Origin of the sequence: Brevibacillus sp. FIR094 (genome assembly GCF_050477165.1) — a bacterium.
GTDB lineage: Bacteria > Bacillota > Bacilli > Brevibacillales > Brevibacillaceae > Brevibacillus.
The window spans coordinates 126,521-146,927 of record NZ_JBEAES010000013.1; the positions used below are offsets into that span (position 1 = coordinate 126,521).

Consider the following 20,407-nt stretch of genomic DNA (forward strand, 5'->3'; position numbering starts at 1 on the left):
ATAATCAGACGTAACACTTTATTCTGACAACAACAATATTGAAAATATTGTTTTAATAGTAGGCCATGACGAGGATGGTGCGCGTTACCCCTTTTACAGAGAGCCCTGATGCTGAGAAACGGGTATTGGGTACGTCGCATTGCTCACCTCCGAGCCGTTTAGCTGAAACTTGCTTTGCAGGTAGTAGGCCAAACCGCTTAACACCCGTTAACGTGTTACAGTCCACATTTGCTGTGACTGGCTGAGATCGGCTGACCGTGAGGCGCCGATAAAGTTGGGTGGTACCGCGAACCCTTTCGCCCCAAAAGACATGGAAATAAAACCGTGTCGGGGCGAAAGGGTTTTTCTATGTGTCTATAGTTATTTTCAATACCTGTTGAGAATTGGGAGGAGGAGAGGTCAATGAGTGTTGAAATGGCCGAATTGCAGAAAAAGAACGGCATTCCACCGATTCAGTTCGGGGAAGAAGTGTCAGGAGCAGAAACGCTGCTGCGCTGTTTAATCCTGGAGCAGGTCGAATACATTTTCGGCTATCCAGGCGGGGCGGTTCTCCCCATTTATGACTCCCTGTACGGGAGCTACTTCAAGCACATTTTGACTCGCCACGAGCAAGGCGCTATCCACGCTGCTGACGGATATGCCCGAGCGACAGGCAAACCGGGTGTATGTATCGCTACTTCCGGTCCGGGAGCAACGAACCTCGTAACGGGGATTGCAACCGCTCAGATGGACTCGGTTCCGCTGGTCTGCATCACAGGTAACGTGGCACAGTCGCTGATTGGTACCGACGCGTTCCAAGAAGCAAACATTACGGGGATTACCATCCCAATTACAAAGCACAGTTACTTTGTCCGCGACATTCGCGATCTTCCGCGGATTGTGAAGGAAGCTTTCCACATTGCGACAACCGGTCGTCCGGGTCCAGTATTGATCGACATTCCAAAAGATGTCGCCAATGATAAGGCACCATTTACCTACCCGGATCAAGTGGAGATTCGTGGCTACCGCGCTTCACTCGTACCAACCGACGAACAAGTACAAGAGTTTGTAAAAGCCGTTAGTGAAGCGAAGCGTCCAGTCATTATGGCGGGCGGGGGAATCATTGCAGCTCAAGCAGAGAAAGAATTGCGCGACTTTGCTGAAAAAACACGCATTCCGGTGATCAACACTTTCATGGGATTGGGTGGTTTCCCTGGAACACACGAGTTGTCGCTGGCAATGCCAGGGATGCACGGGAATTACACAGCGAACCAAGCGCTCTTGAATGCGGATTGTGTGATTGGTCTGGGAGCACGCTTTGATGACCGGATCACGATGGGACGCACGAAGGAGTTCGCACCAAAAGCCCGCATCGTACACGTTGACATCGATCCAGCAGAGCTAGGGAAAAACGTAGAGACAGCCGTCACAGTAGCGGGCGACGTGAAGAGCACGCTGGCAAAAGCAATTCCGCTCGCAAAAGCTTGTGATTCGGAAGCGTGGATTAGCCAGTTGAAAGAGTGGCGAGAACAACATCCGTACAAGTACAAAAAAGATGGCGACGTATTGAAGCCACAAGCGGTCATTGAACTCTTGTACAACTCCACAGATGGGGAAGCGATCGTCACAACAGACGTTGGACAACACCAGATGTGGACAGCTCAATATTATAAGTTCAAGCACCCGCGCTCCTTTATTTCTTCCGGTGGTCTCGGCACGATGGGCTTCGGCTTCCCGGCAGCAATTGGCGCACAGATCGCTCACCCGGATCGCACGGTAATCTCCGTCGTAGGGGATGGCGGATTCCAGATGACCAACCAGGAGCTGGCAATCGTCTCCCAATACAAAATTCCGGTCAAAGTAGCGATTGTAAACAATCAGTGTTTGGGAATGGTACGTCAATGGCAGGAGCTCTTCTACGATAATCGCTACAGCCAAATCGATCTGACATGCAGCCCGGATTTTGTCAAGCTGGCGGAAGCCTATGGCGTAAAAGGCTTGCGAGCAAGCACGCCGGAAGAAGCCGAAGTAGTTTGGGCAGAGGCGCTTGCGCATGATGGACCAGTCGTGGTGGACTTCCGAGTAGCACAGGAAGAAAACGTCTATCCGATGGTTGCATCAGGCAACACACTAGATCAGATGGAATTGGGGGACGATTAGGATGCAGCAACATACCATTTCCGTACTCGTCAACGACCAACCAGGCGTTTTGACCAGAGTGGCTACACTGTTCGGCCAACGCGGCTTCAACATCGACAGCATTACGGTGGGAGGCACGGAAGAACAGGGGCTGTCCCGGATGATCATTACAACCGGAGGAGATGACCGCCAAATCAATCAGCTTATGAAGCAATTACACAAGCTGATCGATGTCATCTCAGTCACGAATCTCAGCGAGAACTCTTTTGTATCACGGGAACTGGCGTTGATTAAAGTGACGGCATCGCCCAGCCAGCTGGCAGAGTTAAACGGAATTGTCGAGCCGTTCCGTGCCGCGATCGTCGATGTGGGTCCTAGCTCACTGATCGTGCAAGTAACGGGTGACACCGAAAAGATTGATGCGCTGCTCGTACTATTACAAAGCTACGGTGTTATTGAACTGACAAGAACAGGTTCAGTAGCGATGGCGCGCAGTATTGTTCCAGCACCAGCCGCAGCAACGGTTTAAATTGCCAAATTTCAGAATAAAAATTCAAACTAAACATTTTTAGGGAGGCTATACAAATGGTAAAAATGTATTATGAAGCGGACGTAAAACAAGAGGTACTGCGTGGAAAAACAATTGCAATCATCGGCTACGGTAGCCAAGGTCATGCACAAGCACAAAACCTGCGCGACAGCGGTTATAAAGTAGTTGTGGGTCTTCGTCCAGGAAAATCTTGGGATGTAGCAGCAAAAGACGGCTTTGAAGTACTGACTGTAGCAGAAGCAACCAAACGCGCTGACGTGGTTCAAATCCTGATGCCAGATGAGCGTCAAGCACAAGTATACCGCGACGAGATCGCGCCAAACCTGAAATCCGGCGCTGCATTGTGCTTCTCTCACGGATTCAACATCCACTACGCACAAATCGTGCCACCAGCTGATGTAGACGTAATCATGGCTGCTCCAAAAAGCCCAGGTCATCTCGTTCGCCGCGTATACCAAGAAGGTTTTGGCGTACCTGGTCTGATCGCGATCTACCAAGATGCGACTGGCAATGCGAAAGACCTCGCACTCGCATACTCCAGCGGTATCGGTTGCACAAAAGCTGGCGTAATTGAAACATCTTTCCGTGAAGAGACAGAAACAGACTTGTTCGGTGAGCAAGCAGTATTGTGCGGTGGCGCAAGCGAGCTGGTAAAAGCAGGCTTCGATACATTGGTGGAAGCAGGTTATGCTCCTGAGATCGCCTACTTCGAGTGCTTGCATGAGCTGAAGCTGATCGTTGACCTGATGTACGAAGGTGGCTTGGCTCGTATGCGCTACTCCATCAGTGACACAGCTGAGTACGGTGACTACAGCACAGGTCGTCGCATCATCACAGATGAAACTCGCAAAGAAATGAAAAAAGTATTGGCTGAAATCCAAGACGGTACATTCGCTCGCAATTGGATCTTGGAAAACCAAGCAAACCGTCCTGGCTTCACTTCCCGTCGCCGTCTGGAATCCGAGCATGGCATCGAGGTAGTAGGAGAGCAACTGCGCGGTATGATGTCTTGGATCAACAAAGATACGAAAAAAGAAGAAGCGAAAATCGGCCAATAATTGCTGTGTGAAAAATCTATATACAATGTAGGGAAAAATGTGGAGGTGAAAAGTTCATGCGGACCATTGAGATTTTTGATACGACACTGCGCGATGGGGAGCAGTCTCCGGGCGTCAATATTAGCACGAACGAAAAGGTGGAGATCGCCCTTCAACTCGAGAAGCTGGGCGTAAACAGAATTGAGGCGGGCTTCGCTGCTGCCTCCCCAGGTGACCAAAAGTCTGTGGCCGAAGTTGCAAAACGGGTGAAGAATGCAACCGTCGTCAGTCTGGCTCGTGCCGTAAAAGACGACATGGATAAGGCATACGAAGCGCTTCGCAACGCACAAAACGCTTCCCTCCACGTCTTTCTCGCGACATCTCCGATTCACCGTCAGTTCAAACTGAACATGAGCAAGGAAGAAGTCCTTGCTCGGGCGGTGGAAGCAGTGACTTATGCGAAAAAGTACTTTACGGAAGTCCAGTTTTCCGCAGAGGATGCGGCGCGGACCGAGATCGACTTTTTGGCAGAGGTTGTAGAGGCGGTCATCAAGGCAGGGGCTACTACGGTAAATATTCCAGATACGGTTGGCTACATGACGCCGTATCAGTACGGAGACATTTTCCGTGAGCTGAAAAAACGTGTGCCTTCTACTGATCTGATTCGCCTGAGCTGCCATTGCCACGATGACCTCGGGATGGCAGTCGCCAACAGTCTCGCTGCAGTCGAAGGCGGAGCTACGCAGGTCGAGGGCACCATCAATGGAATCGGAGAGCGCGCTGGAAATGCTGCTCTGGAAGAAGTGGCGCTTGCGTTGGAAACGCGCAAGGATTACTACCAGGCGACGACCAAGCTGAATTTGAAAGAAATCGCACGGACCAGCCAGCTGGTGAGCCGTTTGACAGGGATGATCGTGCCAGGAAATAAAGCAGTCGTGGGGGCAAATGCTTTTGCACACGAGTCCGGTATTCACCAGGATGGTGTGTTAAAAGAAGTCACCACGTACGAAATTATCCGTCCGGAATCGGTCGGCTTCAAGTCAAACAAACTGGTTCTTGGTAAGCACTCTGGGCGCCATGCTTTCAAGGAAAAGCTGGTTGATCTGGGCTATCACTTGGAGCAAGAAGAGGTGAACGTAGCGTTTGCAGCGTTCAAAGTATTGTGCGACAAGAAGAAAGAAATCACGGATGACGACATTCTCGCTCTGGTAGACTCCAAGATGGTTCGCGGACCAGAAGCGTTCCAGCTGGAATCCGTACAGCTCGCTTACGGCAACATTTCCGTTCCGACAGCGAGTGTGCGACTGGTTCGTGCCGACGGATCAGTATGCGAAGAAGCCGCATGTGGAAATGGATCGGTTGATTCCATCTACAAAGCGATTGACCGCGCTACCGGAGAAGAGGTCTCCCTCGTCGATTACAAAATCCTTTCTGTTACTCACGGGCAAGATGCGCTGGGTGAAGTGTTCGTCCGTCTGCAACAGGGCGATCTGATCGTAACTGGTCGCGGCGTGAGCACAGATGTGCTGGAAGCGAGCGCGATCGCCTACGTACGGGCAGTGAACAAGATCATGGAGCGTCGTGGCGAACCTACGCCCGTCAGTGCAACGATATAAAGATAGGTCAAATGTGGATAGGATCATAGGAACCAGCAGCGATCGGAAACCATTACGTATAGAAAAGGGATAAACGATGAAGAAAAACTATCGCATCGCCGTCCTTCCTGGAGACGGTATTGGACCAGAAATCATGCAGGAAGCTGTCAAAGTCCTTACGCTCGTAGGGGAACTGGAAGGTGTCACTTTTACATGTGAAGAAGGCCGGATCGGTGGTATCGCAATCGATACGGATGGAACACCGTTGCCAGAAGAAACGGTAACGCTGGCAAAGCAAGCGGATGCTGTGCTCTTGGGAGCCGTTGGCGGACCGAAGTGGGACCAGAATCCTGGACATCTTCGTCCAGAAACAGGGCTGCTCGGCATTCGCAAAGCACTTGGTTTGTTTGCGAACATTCGTCCAGCTACCATGCACAGCTCTCTGATCGATGCTTCCTCCCTCAAGCCAGAAGTCGTTTCTGGCGTTGACTTGATCGTTGTACGTGAACTGACCGGAGGGATTTATTTCGGTGAGAAAAAACGCTATAACGGTCCAAACGGTGAAGTCGCAGAAGATCAGTGCATCTATCATGAAGCGGAAGTCGAGCGAATCATTCGAGTCGGTTTCGACATTGCGCGTAAACGCCAAAAGCGCCTTGTATCTGTAGATAAAGCAAACGTCCTCGAGAGCTCCCGCCTCTGGCGCAAGGTAGCCGAGCGAGTAGCTGCTGACTATCCAGATGTAGAGCTGTCTCACCAGTTGGTAGACTCCTGCGCGATGCAACTCGTACGTGAACCAAAACAGTTTGACGTTATCGTGACGGAAAACATGTTCGGCGACATCTTGAGCGATCAGGCAGCGATGCTGACTGGTTCGATTGGGATGCTGTCCTCGGCGAGTCTGGCAGCGGGCAGCTATGGCCTGTACGAACCGGTTCATGGCTCTGCTCCTGACATTGCTGGAAAAGGCATTGCCAATCCGCTGGCAACCATTCTGTCCGTAGCGATGATGCTTCGTCTCTCGCTCGGTATGGATGAAGCGGCAGCAGCAGTGGAGAACGCAGTATGGTCCGTACTGGAAGCAGGACATCGCACTGGCGATATCGCAGCTGACAGAAGCAAAGCGATTGGTACAGTCGAGATGGGCCAACTGGTTCGCGACGAGCTGTCCAAACAGTGGCAAAAACAATAAAACATACAAAACGAAACCCTGCCAAAGTCCTTCGGGTGCTTTGGCAGGGTTTTCTCCATTTTTATACGGCTTATCCGATCGTGATCTTCCCTTTTGGATAACGGAAGTATTCTTTTTGCTTGCGTTGTGCGAGGGCAAAAGCAATCGTGAGTGGCCCCAAACGACCAGCAAACATCGTCAATACGATCAGCGTTTTCCCGATCGGAGTCAGATGAGGGGTCAGCCCCATGGATAGCCCAGTCGTAGCAAACGCGGAAGTGACCTCGAACAGGATCATCTCGAATCGTGCGGTTGTCTCTGTAATCGAGAGCACCATCGTCATGACAAGTACAATGAACAGGGCGATCATGGTCAGTGTCAGTGATTTGTAGACCATATGAGGCAGAATGCGTTGCCGGAAGAAAATGACATCTTCTTTCCCTTTAATTTGGGCAATAACAGCACCAATCAGTGTGGCAAAGGTCGTCGTTTTGATTCCGCCTCCCGTTGAGCCAGGAGAAGCACCGATGAACATCAAGATAATAATGAGGAAAAGCGAAGACTGATACATATCCCCGATATTCAATGTGTTCGAGCCAGCCGTACGAGGTGTAACCGACTGATAAAAGGAGCCAAGCACTTTGCCCATCATGGAAAGGGGCTGTAACGTTTTTGGATTGTTATACTCCAAAATGAAGATAAGCACGGTCCCTGCCGTGATCAAGAGACCGGTTGTTGCCAGTACCACCTTCGTATGTAAAGACAGGCGACGCGTTTGACGATAATCGTACAACTCACTCATAACGATGAAACCTATACCGCCAAGAATGATCATCAAGCAGACGACGAGATTAACGAGCGGATCCGCTACATAAGCAGTTAAGCTGGCGAAATCGCCCATCAGATCAAATCCAGCGTTATTAAAGTTAGAAATTGCATGGAAAAAGCCGAAGTAGATCGCTTTTGGCAGAGGAAAGTCAAATGCAAAACGAATAGAGAGAAGCACTCCACCTATAAACTCAGTGACGGCAGTAAAAATCAAAATCATTTTGGCTAAACGTACGACACCTTCTATCGATATCTGATTCAGTGATTCTTGCAGGATGAGGCGTTCACGCAATGAGATTTTTTTACGCATAATCAGTGCGAAAAAGGTAGCGAACGTCATAAAGCCAAGTCCACCTATCTGGATGAGCGACAAAATGACAAGTTGACCAAAGGTAGTGAAAGTCGATCCAGTATCGACGACAACCAAGCCTGTTACACACGTAGCAGAGGTGGCCGTAAACAGAGCATCAAGCCAATGCAGGCCAAGTCCATCAACTGTAGAGACCGGGAGTGTCAAAAGCAGCGCTCCCAGGAAAATAATTAAGCCAAACCCAAGAACAAGTGTTTTTGGTGGATCAAGGTGAAGCTTATCTACGATTTTTTTAATCATAGCAGGTTATACCTCGGCTTTTTTCGAGTCTAGTTTATGGGAAGGAGGGAAATCCATCTCTTAGTATGGCATTTCCCTAGGAAATCTTACCGAAGAAGAGCAGCGCCCAATCGGTGAAGCCAATGTTTCAACTCTCGTTCTTCCAATGGAGCAAGCGGGAAACGGACAGCCGGGCAGCGCAGAATATCGGTAGGCTCATCCGCTACGCGAAAGGCATGGCCACCTGTCAGCTCAAGACCTTCCTCTCGAAGAATAGCGACGACTCTCTCTTCCTGTTCGGTTGCTCTTGCGGTTGGCGTGCCCCATTTGATCCACGTATTTAAGCCGCCGGCGATGGGGAACATCCGCGCGTGATCGGGGAGTGCTTGCCGTCTTTCCTGCCAGAGTCGTAGGAAGCGGGCTTGGAACAGGGCACGTCGATCTGCAAGAAACTCTTCGTAAAACCAAGGATCATCGAGGAGTTGAACGGCTGCCTCTACGACGAGCAGGGAAGGTTCAGCTCCGGTCATGGAAACAAGCTGGCTATAGCGTTCCAGTTCATCATCCGATAAATCAGAAGGAAGCATCAACACGCCCAATTGCAGGTCGCGAGCCAGTGTTTTGGACAAAGAATGCAAATAGTAGACCTCGACAGAGCTTTTTGCCTGCACAGCCATGTGGTACAGGGGAACGCTCGGCTCTTCAAACCAGAGGTCGCCATAATGGTCATTTTCAATCAGGCGTACGTTATGATTCTGTGCCCATTCGAGCAGCTCTTCTTTTCGTTTCAATGAATAGCTGATGCCGGTAGGGAATTGGTAATGCGGGTTAATCAACAGCCAATTGGCGGGGTAATGCTCCTGCTCTTCATTGAGGGCTTGAATACAGACGCCTTCTTCATCCATGCGAATCGGGCGAACCGTAATACCGCACTGGCTCAGTAAGCGCAGAAATACGGGATAGCTATATTCCTCCACATAGACAACATCGCGTGCGTTCATGATGCGCTGTGCTAGAAAGGCGAAGCCGCTCGTGCTTCTGTTAAAAAGCAGAAGGCGTTCAGGTGAGTGTGGCAGTCCCCTGCGGCTGAGATGATCAGCGAAAACTTTGGTAGCCTGCGTTCGCATGATTTTCTTCTTCGCGGATGGTTCATCCAATACGGTCAGGCTCTCATAAAAAGCACCACGCAATCGCTTCACCAGTTCTTCGCTGGGACGAGGGGAGGAATCCGCCAGGGAAGCGATCGGAATATCTGTGAGCGGGAGGCGATTTTCCAAACGAGCTTCTTTGGCAAGTTGCGTCAAGTAATAGCCTTTGCCGTGCACAGCTTCCAGCCAGCCTTCCAGCGCAAGATGATCGTATGCTTTTTTGACTGTCTCCAACGAGCAGCCGCTAATTGTTTTCATATCTCGCAGCGATATCAATTGTTGTCCATCTACAAGAAAGGCACCACGCAGAATCGCTGTTTTTAATTGTTCAGCGAGTTGTACATAGATTGGTGTGTGCGATTGTTTGTGGAAATGAAAAGAAAAATATGGTCGCTCTGGCATTCGCGCACGCCTCCTTGTCTGTCGAAAAAATAGCAGTCATCAGCATTATATAGGAAAGCGAAGCATCTCGGGTATAGGGAGTGAAGAAATTGTTGCCGGAACGACGAGGGTATTGGAATCTCGAACATGGTATCATGAGAAAAAGATATATATTGAAGAAATGAGGAAATTACGGATGAGTACGCAGGAACACAAGGCGCTATCGCCCAAGCAAGTCACATGCATGGTCATCACCGTTTCCGATACTCGGACAGAGGATACAGATAAAAGCGGCCAGTTAATGAAGCAGCTTCTGACTGAAGCCGGTCACAGCGTTGCTCTTTATCAAATTGTAAAGGACGAGCCTGTACAGGTCATTGCGGCGATCGAAGCGGGAATCGCACATGACGACGTTCAAGTCATTCTTCTCAATGGCGGCACTGGCATTTCGCCAAGAGACAATACCTTTGAGGCTGTTTCTGGCTTGCTTGACAAGGAAATGCCGGGCTTTGGTGAGCTGTTTCGGATGTTGAGCTTTACAGAAGACATCGGTTCCGCAGCGATGCTCAGTCGTGCGATTGCAGGGACACGGAAAGGGAAAATGATTTTTTCCACGCCAGGCTCGACAGGTGCGGTGCGACTGGCGATGAATCGGTTGATCGTGCCAGAGCTTGGGCATGTGGTGCGCGAATTAAATCGGTAACCGTTCGGGTTCAGCAACTTGTAACCGGATGGATTTGCCGTTAGTAGTCTCGTATGGTACTGTTACGAAAGGAAAAAGATCGGTCAGACCTTGAACCATCGATTGCAGATGGTTTTTTGGTGCCGAATTTTGCAAGGAGAGTAGACCCATCCATGAAGATTTTACTATCGACCTTAAACGCCAAGTTTATTCACTCCTCGCTCGCTTTGCGTTATTTGCGAAGCTATGCCCAGGAAGCATTTCCTTCGATTGAGCTGGTGGAGTATACCATCAACGATGTGACGTTAAATATAGTAGCAGATATCCACAAGCGCAAGCCCGATGTCGTTGCATTTTCCTGTTATATCTGGAACATTCGTGAGACCCTCAGTGTCATGCGCACACTGAAAAAGATTTGCCCGGATGTTCCGATTATCCTCGGGGGACCAGAAGTGACCTACGATGCGGATGAATGGATGAAGAAGCATCCTGAAATCGATGTCATCTGTATTGGTGAAGGGGAGCAGACCTTCTTGGAGCTTTTGCAGGTGTATCAGGAATCCTTGCAAACCAAGCAGCCTCCACGCCTGCGTGATGTAGCCGGGATCGCTTATCGCGAAGAGGAGTACGTGCGTTTTTCCATGCCGCGTGCACAAGTGGAAGAGATGGACAGCATTCCTTCACCATACGCGGACAATCTGGACGAGCTGAACAACCGCGTCGTCTATTTTGAAGCATCCCGTGGGTGTCCGTTCAAATGCCAATACTGTCTGTCTTCCATTGAAGACGGCGTACGCTATTTCAGTCTAGAACGAGTAAAAGAAGATCTCATGCGTTTGATCAATCACGGCGTCAAAACGATTAAGTTCGTGGATCGCACGTTTAACATCAATAAAAAATATGCGCTGGAGATCTTTCAGTTTTTGATCGACAACCACAATGGCACGGTCTTTCAATTTGAGATCACGGCAGACATTTTGCGCGCGGACGTACTCGACTTCTTGACCGAGAACGCACCGCCAGGCATTTTCCGCTTCGAGATTGGGGTTCAGTCCACGAATGATGAGACCAATCGCCTTGTTCAGCGGATTCAGCGCTTCGATCGCCTTGCGCGTACAGTGACACAGATCAAGGATTCGAAAAAAATCGATCAGCATCTGGACTTGATCGCTGGTTTGCCTGAGGAAGATTATGCATCCTTCCGCAAAACCTTTAATGACGTGTTTGGTCTGCGCCCGGAAGAGCTTCAGCTCGGCTTTTTGAAAATGCTGCGCGGGACAGGTGTTCGTGCGCGTGCGGCTAATCACGGCTATGTTTTTATGGATGAGGCTCCTTACGAAATTTTGGGGAACAACGTCCTTTCCTTTGATGACATGCAAAAAATCAAGCGTGTAGAAGACATTCTGGAAAAGTACTGGAATGCGCACCGGATGGACTATACCGTGGAGTGGCTGTTGGCAAATCAGTTCGAAACGGCTTTTGACTTCTTCCAGGCATTTGGCGACTATTGGGAAAATCAAGGCTGGGGCCGAATCGGTCATCAATTAGAGGATTTGTTCATGCGCTTGCAGAAGTTTTTGCAATCTCAGCAAGTGGACGGCATGGGGCATGTGCTCAGCATGATGAAATTCGATTTCCTGCGAAATCAGAAGCATCGCCCGCGCAAGTTGTGGTGGGAGGATGTCATGGACAAGGAAGAGATGCAGCAGACGTTCGCTGTCCTAACCGAGCAGCGTGAGCGACTCCGCGATGATTTTGCGGCGCATGCTGCGTTGGAAAAAGATTACTTCAAACACACGCTGACCGCCAAGGTGACCTTTGACATTGAAAAATGGATGGAGACCGGTGAGTTTGTCGAGGGAGATTTTACACTTGTCGTGTATTATCCGTACAAAGATGAAGAGCAAAATGCTTTTGCTGTCATCAAGCAGGACGTCCAAGCGGCAGGCTAACCACCGGATTATCAGATGAGTGGGAGGGAGGAGACGCAGATGAACGCAAGCGAGTATACAGAGGCTGTAGAGGAACTGTTGCGTGCACATGGTGATTCGATTGTGGCTGGTCCAATGGCGCAGTACATGAAAAATCATTTTCCTTTTCTGGGTATAAAATCACCACAGCGCAAAGAACTGACCAAACAAATCTTTCGTGATTATGGTGTACCCGAAAAGTGGGAGCAGGTTGTTAGGTCCTTGTGGGCATTGCCAGCGCGAGAGTACCAGTATGTAGCGCTTGACGTACTCGAGAAGTCCAAAAAGCGTCTCACCCCTGACCATCTCCCGTTCGTAGTCGAACTGATCACGACCAAATCGTGGTGGGATACCGTGGATTATTTGGCTTCCCATACAACAGGTAGATTGTTTGCCTTACATCCCGAACTGATCGAATCGAATACGACAGCCTGGATGAATGGAACAAACATGTGGCTGCAACGAACGGCGATTTTATTTCAGTTGTCATACAAAGACAAGACAGATCAGCGGCTGCTCTATTCCTTGGTGGAAAGATGCGTGGATTCCAAAGAGTTTTTTATTCAGAAGGCAATCGGCTGGGCGTTGAGAGAGTATGCGAAAACAAATCCTGACGCCGTACGTGAATTTGTTGAAGCGACGCCACTCGCGAGTTTGTCCAGACGTGAAGCGCTCAAACATCTATCATGATAGAGTCGTCTGGCGTATCTGTGCTTGATAAAATACGTAAATCTATTGCAAAATAAACAAGTACCTTTTTTGAGGTTCATACGTAATACATAGAGTCAGATATCGTGCGATGCCATAGCTGCTAGTATGTCAAGAAATGACCGCACTGTGGCAAGGATAGGGGATTTTGCCTCATGGAAGTCGACCTACTGATGTCAATCATAGAGCAATACGGCTACGTAGCGATTTTTTTCCTGCTCTGGCTGGGGATTGTCGGTTTGCCGATTCCCGATGAGCTGGTTGTCGCTACAGGAGGATTTCTTGCCTCCATCGGCGTGCTAAACCCATGGTATTCTTTTTTGGCGGGATATTTAGGGGTTGCCTCCGGATTGACGATTGGCTTTTTACTTGGAAAGTACTTTGGGAAACCGATATTGCAATGGCTGTGCAAAACCGAGAAAATGAGGAACGCCGTGAATCGATCAACGGGCTTGCTAGAGAAGTATGGTACTACTGCCCTTTGCATCAGCTACTTATTTCCGGTTGTCCGTCATGTCGTACCTTATTTGGTCGGGCTTGGCGGTATGACGTTCCGTCGTTATGCGATGCTGTCATATCCGATCGGGTTGGTTTGGACTATTGCCTTTTACTTTCTCGGCCATGTATTCGGAAATAATGTGGAAGCAATTATCGAAGTCATCCGCAAATATGGTTTCTACGCTTTGCTGGTGATCGTGGTTGTTTTGGGTGTGGTATTCTTCGTACGCAAGCAGTTTATGGGAAATCGGGCATATCGGGCAAAAGGAGAATAAGAAATGTACCATCAACAATTAGCTGCCCATCGCCGCAATCTCGTGCTGGTGCTCGTCATAAGTTGGGGCCTCCTCTTGGCAGGATACTTCAATTCAAATGTCTGGGTGCTGGCTGGGGGAGCTTTACTGCTAAATGGTTATGCTTATTACCTGATGCAGACAGACAAGCGTCTGGCGAAAGAAAAAGGTTTTCGGGTTCCAGAACTGAGCCTTTTGCTAGTCGCATTTTTAGGAGGAGGGATCGGTGCGCTTGAGGGCATGCTTATTCAACGGCATAAGACCAAGCATATGTCTTTTCTCATCCTACTTCCGCTCTTTTGCATCGCGCAAATCTTGCTAGTCATTTGGTTGACGCAGCTATACTTGGATAAAAGTCTCGTGTCGTAGGTGGCACGGGATTTTCTTTTTGTGAACGGGATTCTCTTGTTCGAAAATTCAGCCTATAATAAAAGGGAACGATAGAACAAGCTGAGGAGGTAGCTATGTCTCAATCAAGCCCCATAACGAAAACGTACGCAAAGCAATTGGATGCACAAGACGAACTCGCGAGCTATCGCGAAGAGTTTTATCTGCTTCCGAGCCTGTATTTGGATGGTAACTCGCTTGGCCTCATGTCAAAAAGAGCGGAACAGAGTGTCATGGATATGATGCAGTCTTGGAAGGAGTTGGGTGTGGAAGGCTGGACAACGGGTAACCATCCGTGGTTTTTCTTCTCGGAGAAATTGGGAGAGATGAGCGCAGCACTTGTAGGGGCAAGCCCCGAGGAAGTGATCGTAACGGGTTCTACGACGATCAACCTCCATCAGCTGGCAGCTACCTTCTATCATCCGGTTGGGAGAAGGACGAAGGTCGTTGCCACCGAGCTGGATTTTCCTACGGATATCTACGCACTCCAGAGTCAAATGAAGCTCCATGGGCTGGACCCGGAAGAGCATTTGGTTCGGGTAGCGTCAAGAGATGGCCGCTTGATCGAGGAAGAGGACATTATAGATGCGATGACAGATGAAGTAGCACTGGTAGTCCTCCCGACGGTCCTGTATCGCAGCGGTCAGCTGCTTGATATCGAGCGATTGACAGCAGCTGCACATGAGAGAGACATTCTGATTGGTTTTGACGGATGTCATTCTGTAGGCGCGATCCCGCATTCCTTCAGCAAATGGGGAGTGGACTTTGCATACTGGTGCAACTACAAATACGTAAATGCAGGGCCCGGAAGCGTGGGTAGTCTATATGTCAACCGAAAGCATTTTGGCAGGGCTCCGGGATTGGCAGGGTGGTTCAGTTCGAAAAAGGATAAGCAATTTGACATGGAACATACGCTGGAAGCTTGCGAAAATGCGGGCGCTTACCAGATTGGTACCCCTCATATGCTGAGCCTCGCGCCACTGCTTGGTTCCTTGGAAATGTTCCAGGAGGCGTCCGTGGAAAAGCTTCGTACCAAGTCGCTCGGCTTAACGCGGTTCATGATGGATTTGATCGAGGTGGAGCTTGCAGACATGGGTTTTACGATTGCAAACCCACAGCAGGATGATCGCCGAGGTGGGCATGTCAGCCTTGAACACGATGAGGCCATACGTATATGCAAGGCTCTGAAGGAAGCGGGCATTATTCCTGATTTCCGTGCACCGAACATCATTCGATTGGCCCCTGTTGCTTTCTATACAACTTATACAGAGGTTTGGGAAAGTGTCCAGAGCTTAAAGACGATCATGCAAGAGAAGAGCTACGAGAAATTTGAGAACAAGCGCGAGGTAGTTGCTTAACAGGTCCGACTTAGGTTGGACCTGTTTTTCTTTTTGATATACGTCTTTTACGGGATTTCCTTTCCATTATTGGGCACACTATCCGTACCTGTAGGCAGGATATATTCCATGGATAAGGGTGAGCAGCTTGAACCAGTTTTTTCAAGCATGGCAAAAAAGAAAAGAAGCCCTCCAGTCAAAAGGGTTGGATCAGCACTCCAACAAGAGCATGGAAAGCGTAGCGGATGTTACGCTCACGACAAATGTGGAAGAAAACATCAATTTGATTCAAGCGCAGTTTGGAAAGTGTGACGATCTCGTCGTTCGTCGTTTTCAAACAAAGTCGAAGACTCAAGCCGCTATCGTTTTTATAGATGGCATGGTGGATCGCAATGTCATTAGTGATTTTATTATTCGCTATATGACGACTCCCGATATCACTTATCAAGATCCGGCGACAAATGAGCTGGATTTGACAGACAAACTGAGGCAGATCGTCCGAAATATTTTGTCTGGATGTGCGGTACTGATCATCGATGGGTGTCAAAATGCTTATTTGAATAACACGAGAGGTTGGGACAGGCGTTCAGTGGAAGAGCCTCAGACGGAATCAGTGGTACGAGGGCCACGCGATGGTTTTTGTGAAACGTTGTGTGTGAATGCAGCGCTGATCCGCTTCCGCTTGAAGGACCCCAATCTCAGAGTGCGTCATATGGTTGTCGGGGAGCGAACGCAGACTGACATTTACGTTATGTACATCGACGGTATTGCGCATCCCCCGATGGTCGAGGAAGTGATTGCGCGAATAGAGAGCAGTGTTCGTGTAGATTCTGTGCTGGAGAGCGGTTACATCGAACAAATGATCCAGGATCGGAGATGGTCCCCATTCCCGCAGATTCAAAATACGGAGCGCCCTGACAAAGTAGTGGCCAATCTTTTGGAAGGGAAGGTAGGCATTCTGGTAGATGGGACTCCGTTCGGTTTGATTGCTCCGGCTGTATTTTCGCAGTTTTATCAGAGTCCCGAGGATTATTACGAGCGATTTTACATCGCGACCTTGATTCGTTTGATTCGGATTATCAGTATCAGCATCGCCTTACTGTTACCGTCTCTTTATATCGCTTTTAGCGCATTCCATCCAGAGATGATCCCTTCTCGACTGGTCATTGCGATGGCGGCAGGACGATCTACGGTTCCATTCCCTTCTTTAATCGAAGCCCTGTTTATGGAGTTGGCTATTGAGATATTGAGGGAAGCAAGTGTAAGGCTACCGGGGCCAATAGGTCCTACGATCGGAATTGTTGGAGCACTCGTGGTCGGAGAGGCGGCGGTAACGGCCGGGCTGGTCAGTCCTGTCATGGTGATCATCGTAGCTGTGACGACAATCGGCTCGTTCGCATCCCCGAGTTACAGTGCAGCGATTGCCATTCGCATGCTCCGCTTCCCGGTTATGATCTTGGCAGGGATGTTTGGTCTTTACGGTATTATGCTGTTTTTGATCGTCATTCTCATCCACTTGTCTTCACTGAAATCGTTCGGAGTACCCTATATGAGCCCGCTTAGTCCGCTCAACCTGAATGGAATGAAGGACTTGTTCGTAAGGGCGCCCCATCATCTGATGAAAACAAGACCGATGATGTTTCATGTTCAAGATAAAATCCGGATCAGAGAGGAGGATAACCAGAAATGAACAGGAGGGAGGGGCACGGCTGGCACCAAAGTCTATCGATGTGGCAGCAAATTTGTCTCATCACCAGTACCTTAATCGGTGTCGGCGTATTGACCCTACCTCGCACAACCAGCTCGAAATTATTTGAGGCGGGCTGGATCGCCCCTCTGATTGGTTCAGCAGGTGCGTACGTCTCCTTATGGTTAATTGTCAAATTGAGCAGGCGCTACCCGGGGGAAACCTTTATTGAATACAGTCACAAGGTATGGGGATCTGTCAAAAGGCCTTGGGTGGGCAAAGTATTCAGCCTCCCATGGATTTGTATCTATCTGGTATACCTGTATTTCTCCACGGCAGTCGTTTCACGTGTATTTGGTGAAGTGGTTGTGACTTCCGTTCTTTTGCAGACACCGCTGGAAGTTGTGCTTATCACGATGTTTTTGTTGGTACTATTTTTGTGCATGCATGAGGTGGAAGTAGTAGCGCGAGTGAACGAGCTGCTGTTTCCTTTTATTATCTTGCCACTTCTTTTTATTGCGATTGCGTCGTTCCAAAAAGCGGAATTCGGGAATCTCCTGCCGATGAATCATGTGTCATTACATTCAATGGTAGAGGGGGTATACGAAGGAATTTATTCTTATTCTGGTTTTGAAATTATGTTCATCTTTTTTGCCTATGCACAACAAAATACGAACAGAGAATTGGCTGGATTTTACAGCCTGTTAATTGCAGCATTGCTCTATACGTTAATCGTGGTGGCGGGGATTTCGGTATTTGGGTATGAAGAGCTGCAGAGGGTGACGTGGCCGACACTTGAATTGGTCAAGACGACGCAGGTGCCTGGATTAATCTTGGAACGATTAGAGTCTGCTTTTTTGGCCGTGTGGGTTTCGGCTGTTTTTACTACGGTAGCCAATGCGTATTACGTTGTTGTTTATTCACTTAGACAGTTGTTTCGCAAGGGAATCAGGTTTCAAAGAATCGTGGCTTCTGCCCTTCTCGTCCCTTTATTCTTCTTTTCCCTCATTCCACAAAACATTACAGAAGTATTTAAGTGGGCGTCGTTGCTGGGGTTGTCTAGCTTAGTCATTAATTTGCTGTTCCCCGTCGTTTACTGGGTAGTAATCCTCATTCGTGACATGGTGACCCGACGAGAGGGGCGGAATATCGATGGGTAAGTCTCTTAGATACTTCGCTTTGTTGATCATCTGTACAATCTTGCTGACGGGGTGCTGGGACAGACGTGAACTGGAGGAACGCGCATCGGTATTGGCCATTGCGATTGATCAGGATGAAAAAGATGAGAATCTGTACAAAATGACCGTCCAAATTCCGATTCCCATTAAAATCGCGGGGAGCAGTGGGAAAGGTGGAGGAAATGATGCGAATGCCGTGAAAATCATGAGCGTGACAGGAAGAACGGTAACAGATGCTTCCAACAACCTGCAAATGAAGCTGAACCAGCGATTGTTTCTTGGACATACGCGAATTCTTGCAGTAAGTGAGGAGGTCGCCAGAAAGGGTATCCAAGACATCATGGACAGCTTTCGTCGCGAGCCGCAAATAAGGCGACTCCTGTGGCCGATCGTCGTGAGGGGAAAAGCCTCCACTTTACTGGAAATCAAACCGAGGATCGAGCCGATACCCGTCGTCTTTTTGATGGGACTGATCGAAAATGGCATGAAATTAGGAAGAATTCCAGACCAAACGTTGGGCGACTATTTCAATCAGACCTCTAATCTAACCATGGAGCCATTTTTGAATTATGTAGAGGCAAGAAAGAATGAGGTGAGCTGGAAAGGGGTTGCTGTTTTTCGTGGACACAAGATGGTGGGGATACTAGATCACGTGCAGACATGGGTATTGCTCCAGCTGCGCAATGAAAAACCGGGTGGAGACATTTTGATTCCATTGCCGAAAACCAAGAACGGATATGTGAGCTTTCGTCCGCATTTTGCAAAAAAAAAGGTGATCATTCATAAATCCTCTTCCGCAACCTATCAATGCGAGCTTCAGGGAGATATTGTCGAACTCACAGAAGACCTGAAAATTCCAGCAGAGCAATTCGTGCTACAAATGCAAGCGCTTATCCAAAAAGAAATGGAAAACCGCGCCAAGAAGCTACTACAGCAAGTACAAAAGCAGTACAATAGTGACATTTTGAAGCTGGGCCTTACACTGCGTGCGAAGCATTACCAAGACTATTGGAAAACCCACAACTGGAAAGAAGATTTCAGGGATTTTCCGGTTCGCGTTACATACAAAATCAAGCTGCGCCGTCTTGGTATGGAAATGCAATAGGAGAGCGATCATTGTGGAGAATCAGCAACGTAATTTTGGTACCTGGCAACTGACAAGCATTATGATCAGTTCGATGATCGGGGTGGGTATACTCATCATCCCGAGAACGGCAACCGAACTCCTTCATCAAATGGGATGGTTGGGACCCATTGCAGGTGCTTTCGTAGCATCCGTGGCTGTGGCGGCAATCGTTTATTTAGGTAACCAGTTTCCTGGCCTTACCTTTGTCGAATTTATGCCGAGGGTATTCGGTGTTGCCATCGGTACCCTGTGTGTGTTTCTTTTCATTCTCTATCAGTTCCTCAATGCGGGAATCACAGCCAGATTGTTCGGGGAAGTCGTCGTGACCTCCGTATTGCCGCAAACGCCACTGGAAGTAATTCTCATCACGTTGCTATTGTTGGTCATGTTTCTTTGTATTCATGAGATTGAAGTTGTGGCAAGAATAAATGAGCTGTTGATTCCTTTCCTTCTGTTGCCGTCTCTTTTGATTCCGCTCGTCTCCTTCATGAACGCAGATTGGTACAATTTATTGCCATTCCAAGTAGAGTCATGGAAGGAGGTCATGAAAACGGGTCTGAATACGTATACGCTCTACACCGGGTATGAGTTGTTAATGGTTTACTTTGCCTTCGCTATTCCCGGGGCAAGACTAGGGGTGGCCAGTATGACAGGAATGAGCTTTGCTCTTGTCGTTTATTTGATCACAGTTGTCGCAGGCATTACTGTATTTGGCTATGAAGAATTGCAGAGGCTGGTTTGGCCTACGCTTGAACTGGTCAAGGTAACGCAGAGAAGCGGTTGGTTTTTGGAGCGTTTTGAGTCCGCCTTCCTTGCAATTTGGGTTGCTTCTGTATTTACAACAATCGGTAATATGCTTTACGCGACGATTTTTTCATTGCGACGCTGGTTTCACAAAGGCATTCGTTTTCAGCGAATCACCGCGATTGTGATCATGGTGCCACTATTTTTCCTAACATTACTGCCGCAAAATATAGTGGAATTGTTTTCTTATACACAGCATTTGACTGCCTTGGGATTTTTGATAACTATCATCATGCCCATTTTGCTGGCAATCACCCAATTCATGCGCAATCAGTTCAACAAAGGTCGGGAAGTGAACAATGAAAAGGGAGGGACATAAG

17 protein-coding genes are annotated in these 20,407 nt (G+C 48.7%); 15 read left to right on the forward strand and 2 right to left on the reverse strand.

Annotated features, from left to right (window positions below):
• Nucleotides 1–402: 402 nt before the first annotated feature.
• The 5 genes from ilvB to leuB all read left to right on the forward strand — a co-directional run bounded on the left by ilvB (nt 403) and on the right by leuB (nt 6,492).
• Nucleotides 403–2,139, forward strand: a complete 1,737-nt coding sequence (gene ilvB, locus ACQ5DJ_RS13940) for a biosynthetic-type acetolactate synthase large subunit (protein ID WP_429842993.1) — start codon at nt 403–405, stop codon at nt 2,137–2,139.
• A 1-nt stretch (nt 2,140) separates the two neighbouring features.
• A complete protein-coding gene (gene ilvN, locus ACQ5DJ_RS13945) occupies nt 2,141–2,647 on the forward strand; it encodes an acetolactate synthase small subunit (protein ID WP_429842994.1) in 507 nt (168 codons plus the stop codon).
• A gap of 56 nt (nt 2,648–2,703) precedes the next feature.
• On the forward strand, nt 2,704–3,726 hold the full coding sequence (gene ilvC / locus ACQ5DJ_RS13950; protein ID WP_007728552.1) for a ketol-acid reductoisomerase: 1,023 nt from the start codon (nt 2,704–2,706) through the stop codon (nt 3,724–3,726).
• Nucleotides 3,727–3,782: 56 nt separating this feature from the next.
• Entirely contained in the window at nt 3,783–5,321 is a 1,539-nt protein-coding gene (locus tag ACQ5DJ_RS13955) for a 2-isopropylmalate synthase (RefSeq protein WP_429842995.1), read from the forward strand.
• 76 nt (nt 5,322–5,397) lie between these two features.
• Nucleotides 5,398–6,492, forward strand: a complete 1,095-nt coding sequence (leuB, locus tag ACQ5DJ_RS13960) for a 3-isopropylmalate dehydrogenase (protein ID WP_429842996.1) — start codon at nt 5,398–5,400, stop codon at nt 6,490–6,492.
• 70 nt (nt 6,493–6,562) lie between these two features.
• Here leuB and ACQ5DJ_RS13965 read toward each other — a convergent pair whose 3' ends face one another.
• Entirely contained in the window at nt 6,563–7,909 is a 1,347-nt protein-coding gene (locus ACQ5DJ_RS13965; RefSeq protein ID WP_429842997.1) for a TrkH family potassium uptake protein, read from the reverse strand.
• 86 nt (nt 7,910–7,995) lie between these two features.
• Nucleotides 7,996–9,438 (reverse strand): PLP-dependent aminotransferase family protein, encoded by a 1,443-nt coding sequence (locus tag ACQ5DJ_RS13970; protein ID WP_429842998.1) that lies wholly within the window; start codon nt 9,436–9,438, stop codon nt 7,996–7,998.
• 175 nt (nt 9,439–9,613) lie between these two features.
• Between ACQ5DJ_RS13970 and ACQ5DJ_RS13975 the strand changes: the two genes are divergently transcribed.
• From ACQ5DJ_RS13975 to ACQ5DJ_RS14020, 10 genes are all read left to right on the forward strand, one after another.
• A complete protein-coding gene (locus ACQ5DJ_RS13975; RefSeq protein WP_409177931.1) occupies nt 9,614–10,120 on the forward strand; it encodes a MogA/MoaB family molybdenum cofactor biosynthesis protein in 507 nt (168 codons plus the stop codon).
• Nucleotides 10,121–10,272: 152 nt separating this feature from the next.
• Nucleotides 10,273–12,051 (forward strand): B12-binding domain-containing radical SAM protein, encoded by a 1,779-nt coding sequence (locus ACQ5DJ_RS13980; RefSeq protein WP_429842999.1) that lies wholly within the window; start codon nt 10,273–10,275, stop codon nt 12,049–12,051.
• Nucleotides 12,052–12,090: 39 nt separating this feature from the next.
• Nucleotides 12,091–12,759 carry a DNA alkylation repair protein gene (locus ACQ5DJ_RS13985; protein ID WP_429843000.1) on the forward strand — a complete coding sequence of 223 codons (669 nt, stop codon included), beginning with the start codon at nt 12,091–12,093 and terminating at the stop codon, nt 12,757–12,759.
• Nucleotides 12,760–12,932: 173 nt separating this feature from the next.
• Nucleotides 12,933–13,550 carry a DedA family protein gene (locus ACQ5DJ_RS13990; protein WP_106841570.1) on the forward strand — a complete coding sequence of 206 codons (618 nt, stop codon included), beginning with the start codon at nt 12,933–12,935 and terminating at the stop codon, nt 13,548–13,550.
• Between the two features lie 3 nt (nt 13,551–13,553).
• Complete coding sequence (locus tag ACQ5DJ_RS13995; protein WP_429843001.1) at nt 13,554–13,937, forward strand: DUF1294 domain-containing protein; 384 nt, start codon at nt 13,554–13,556, stop codon at nt 13,935–13,937.
• Between the two features lie 95 nt (nt 13,938–14,032).
• The gene (gene kynU / locus ACQ5DJ_RS14000; RefSeq protein WP_429843002.1) at nt 14,033–15,313 is read left to right on the forward strand and encodes a kynureninase; all 1,281 of its coding nucleotides are present in this window, start codon (nt 14,033–14,035) and stop codon (nt 15,311–15,313) included.
• Between the two features lie 127 nt (nt 15,314–15,440).
• Nucleotides 15,441–16,982: a spore germination protein gene (locus ACQ5DJ_RS14005; RefSeq protein ID WP_429843003.1), complete on the forward strand. Its 1,542-nt coding sequence runs from the start codon at nt 15,441–15,443 to the stop codon at nt 16,980–16,982.
• Nucleotides 16,979–18,139: a GerAB/ArcD/ProY family transporter gene (locus tag ACQ5DJ_RS14010; RefSeq protein WP_429843004.1), complete on the forward strand. Its 1,161-nt coding sequence runs from the start codon at nt 16,979–16,981 to the stop codon at nt 18,137–18,139. The genes ACQ5DJ_RS14005 and ACQ5DJ_RS14010 overlap by 4 nt, the downstream gene beginning before the upstream one ends.
• Nucleotides 18,132–19,262, forward strand: a complete 1,131-nt coding sequence (locus ACQ5DJ_RS14015; RefSeq protein WP_429843005.1) for a Ger(x)C family spore germination protein — start codon at nt 18,132–18,134, stop codon at nt 19,260–19,262. The genes ACQ5DJ_RS14010 and ACQ5DJ_RS14015 overlap by 8 nt, the downstream gene beginning before the upstream one ends.
• Nucleotides 19,263–19,275: 13 nt before the next feature.
• A complete protein-coding gene (locus ACQ5DJ_RS14020; RefSeq protein WP_429843006.1) occupies nt 19,276–20,406 on the forward strand; it encodes a GerAB/ArcD/ProY family transporter in 1,131 nt (376 codons plus the stop codon).
• Nucleotide 20,407 lies beyond the last annotated feature (1 nt).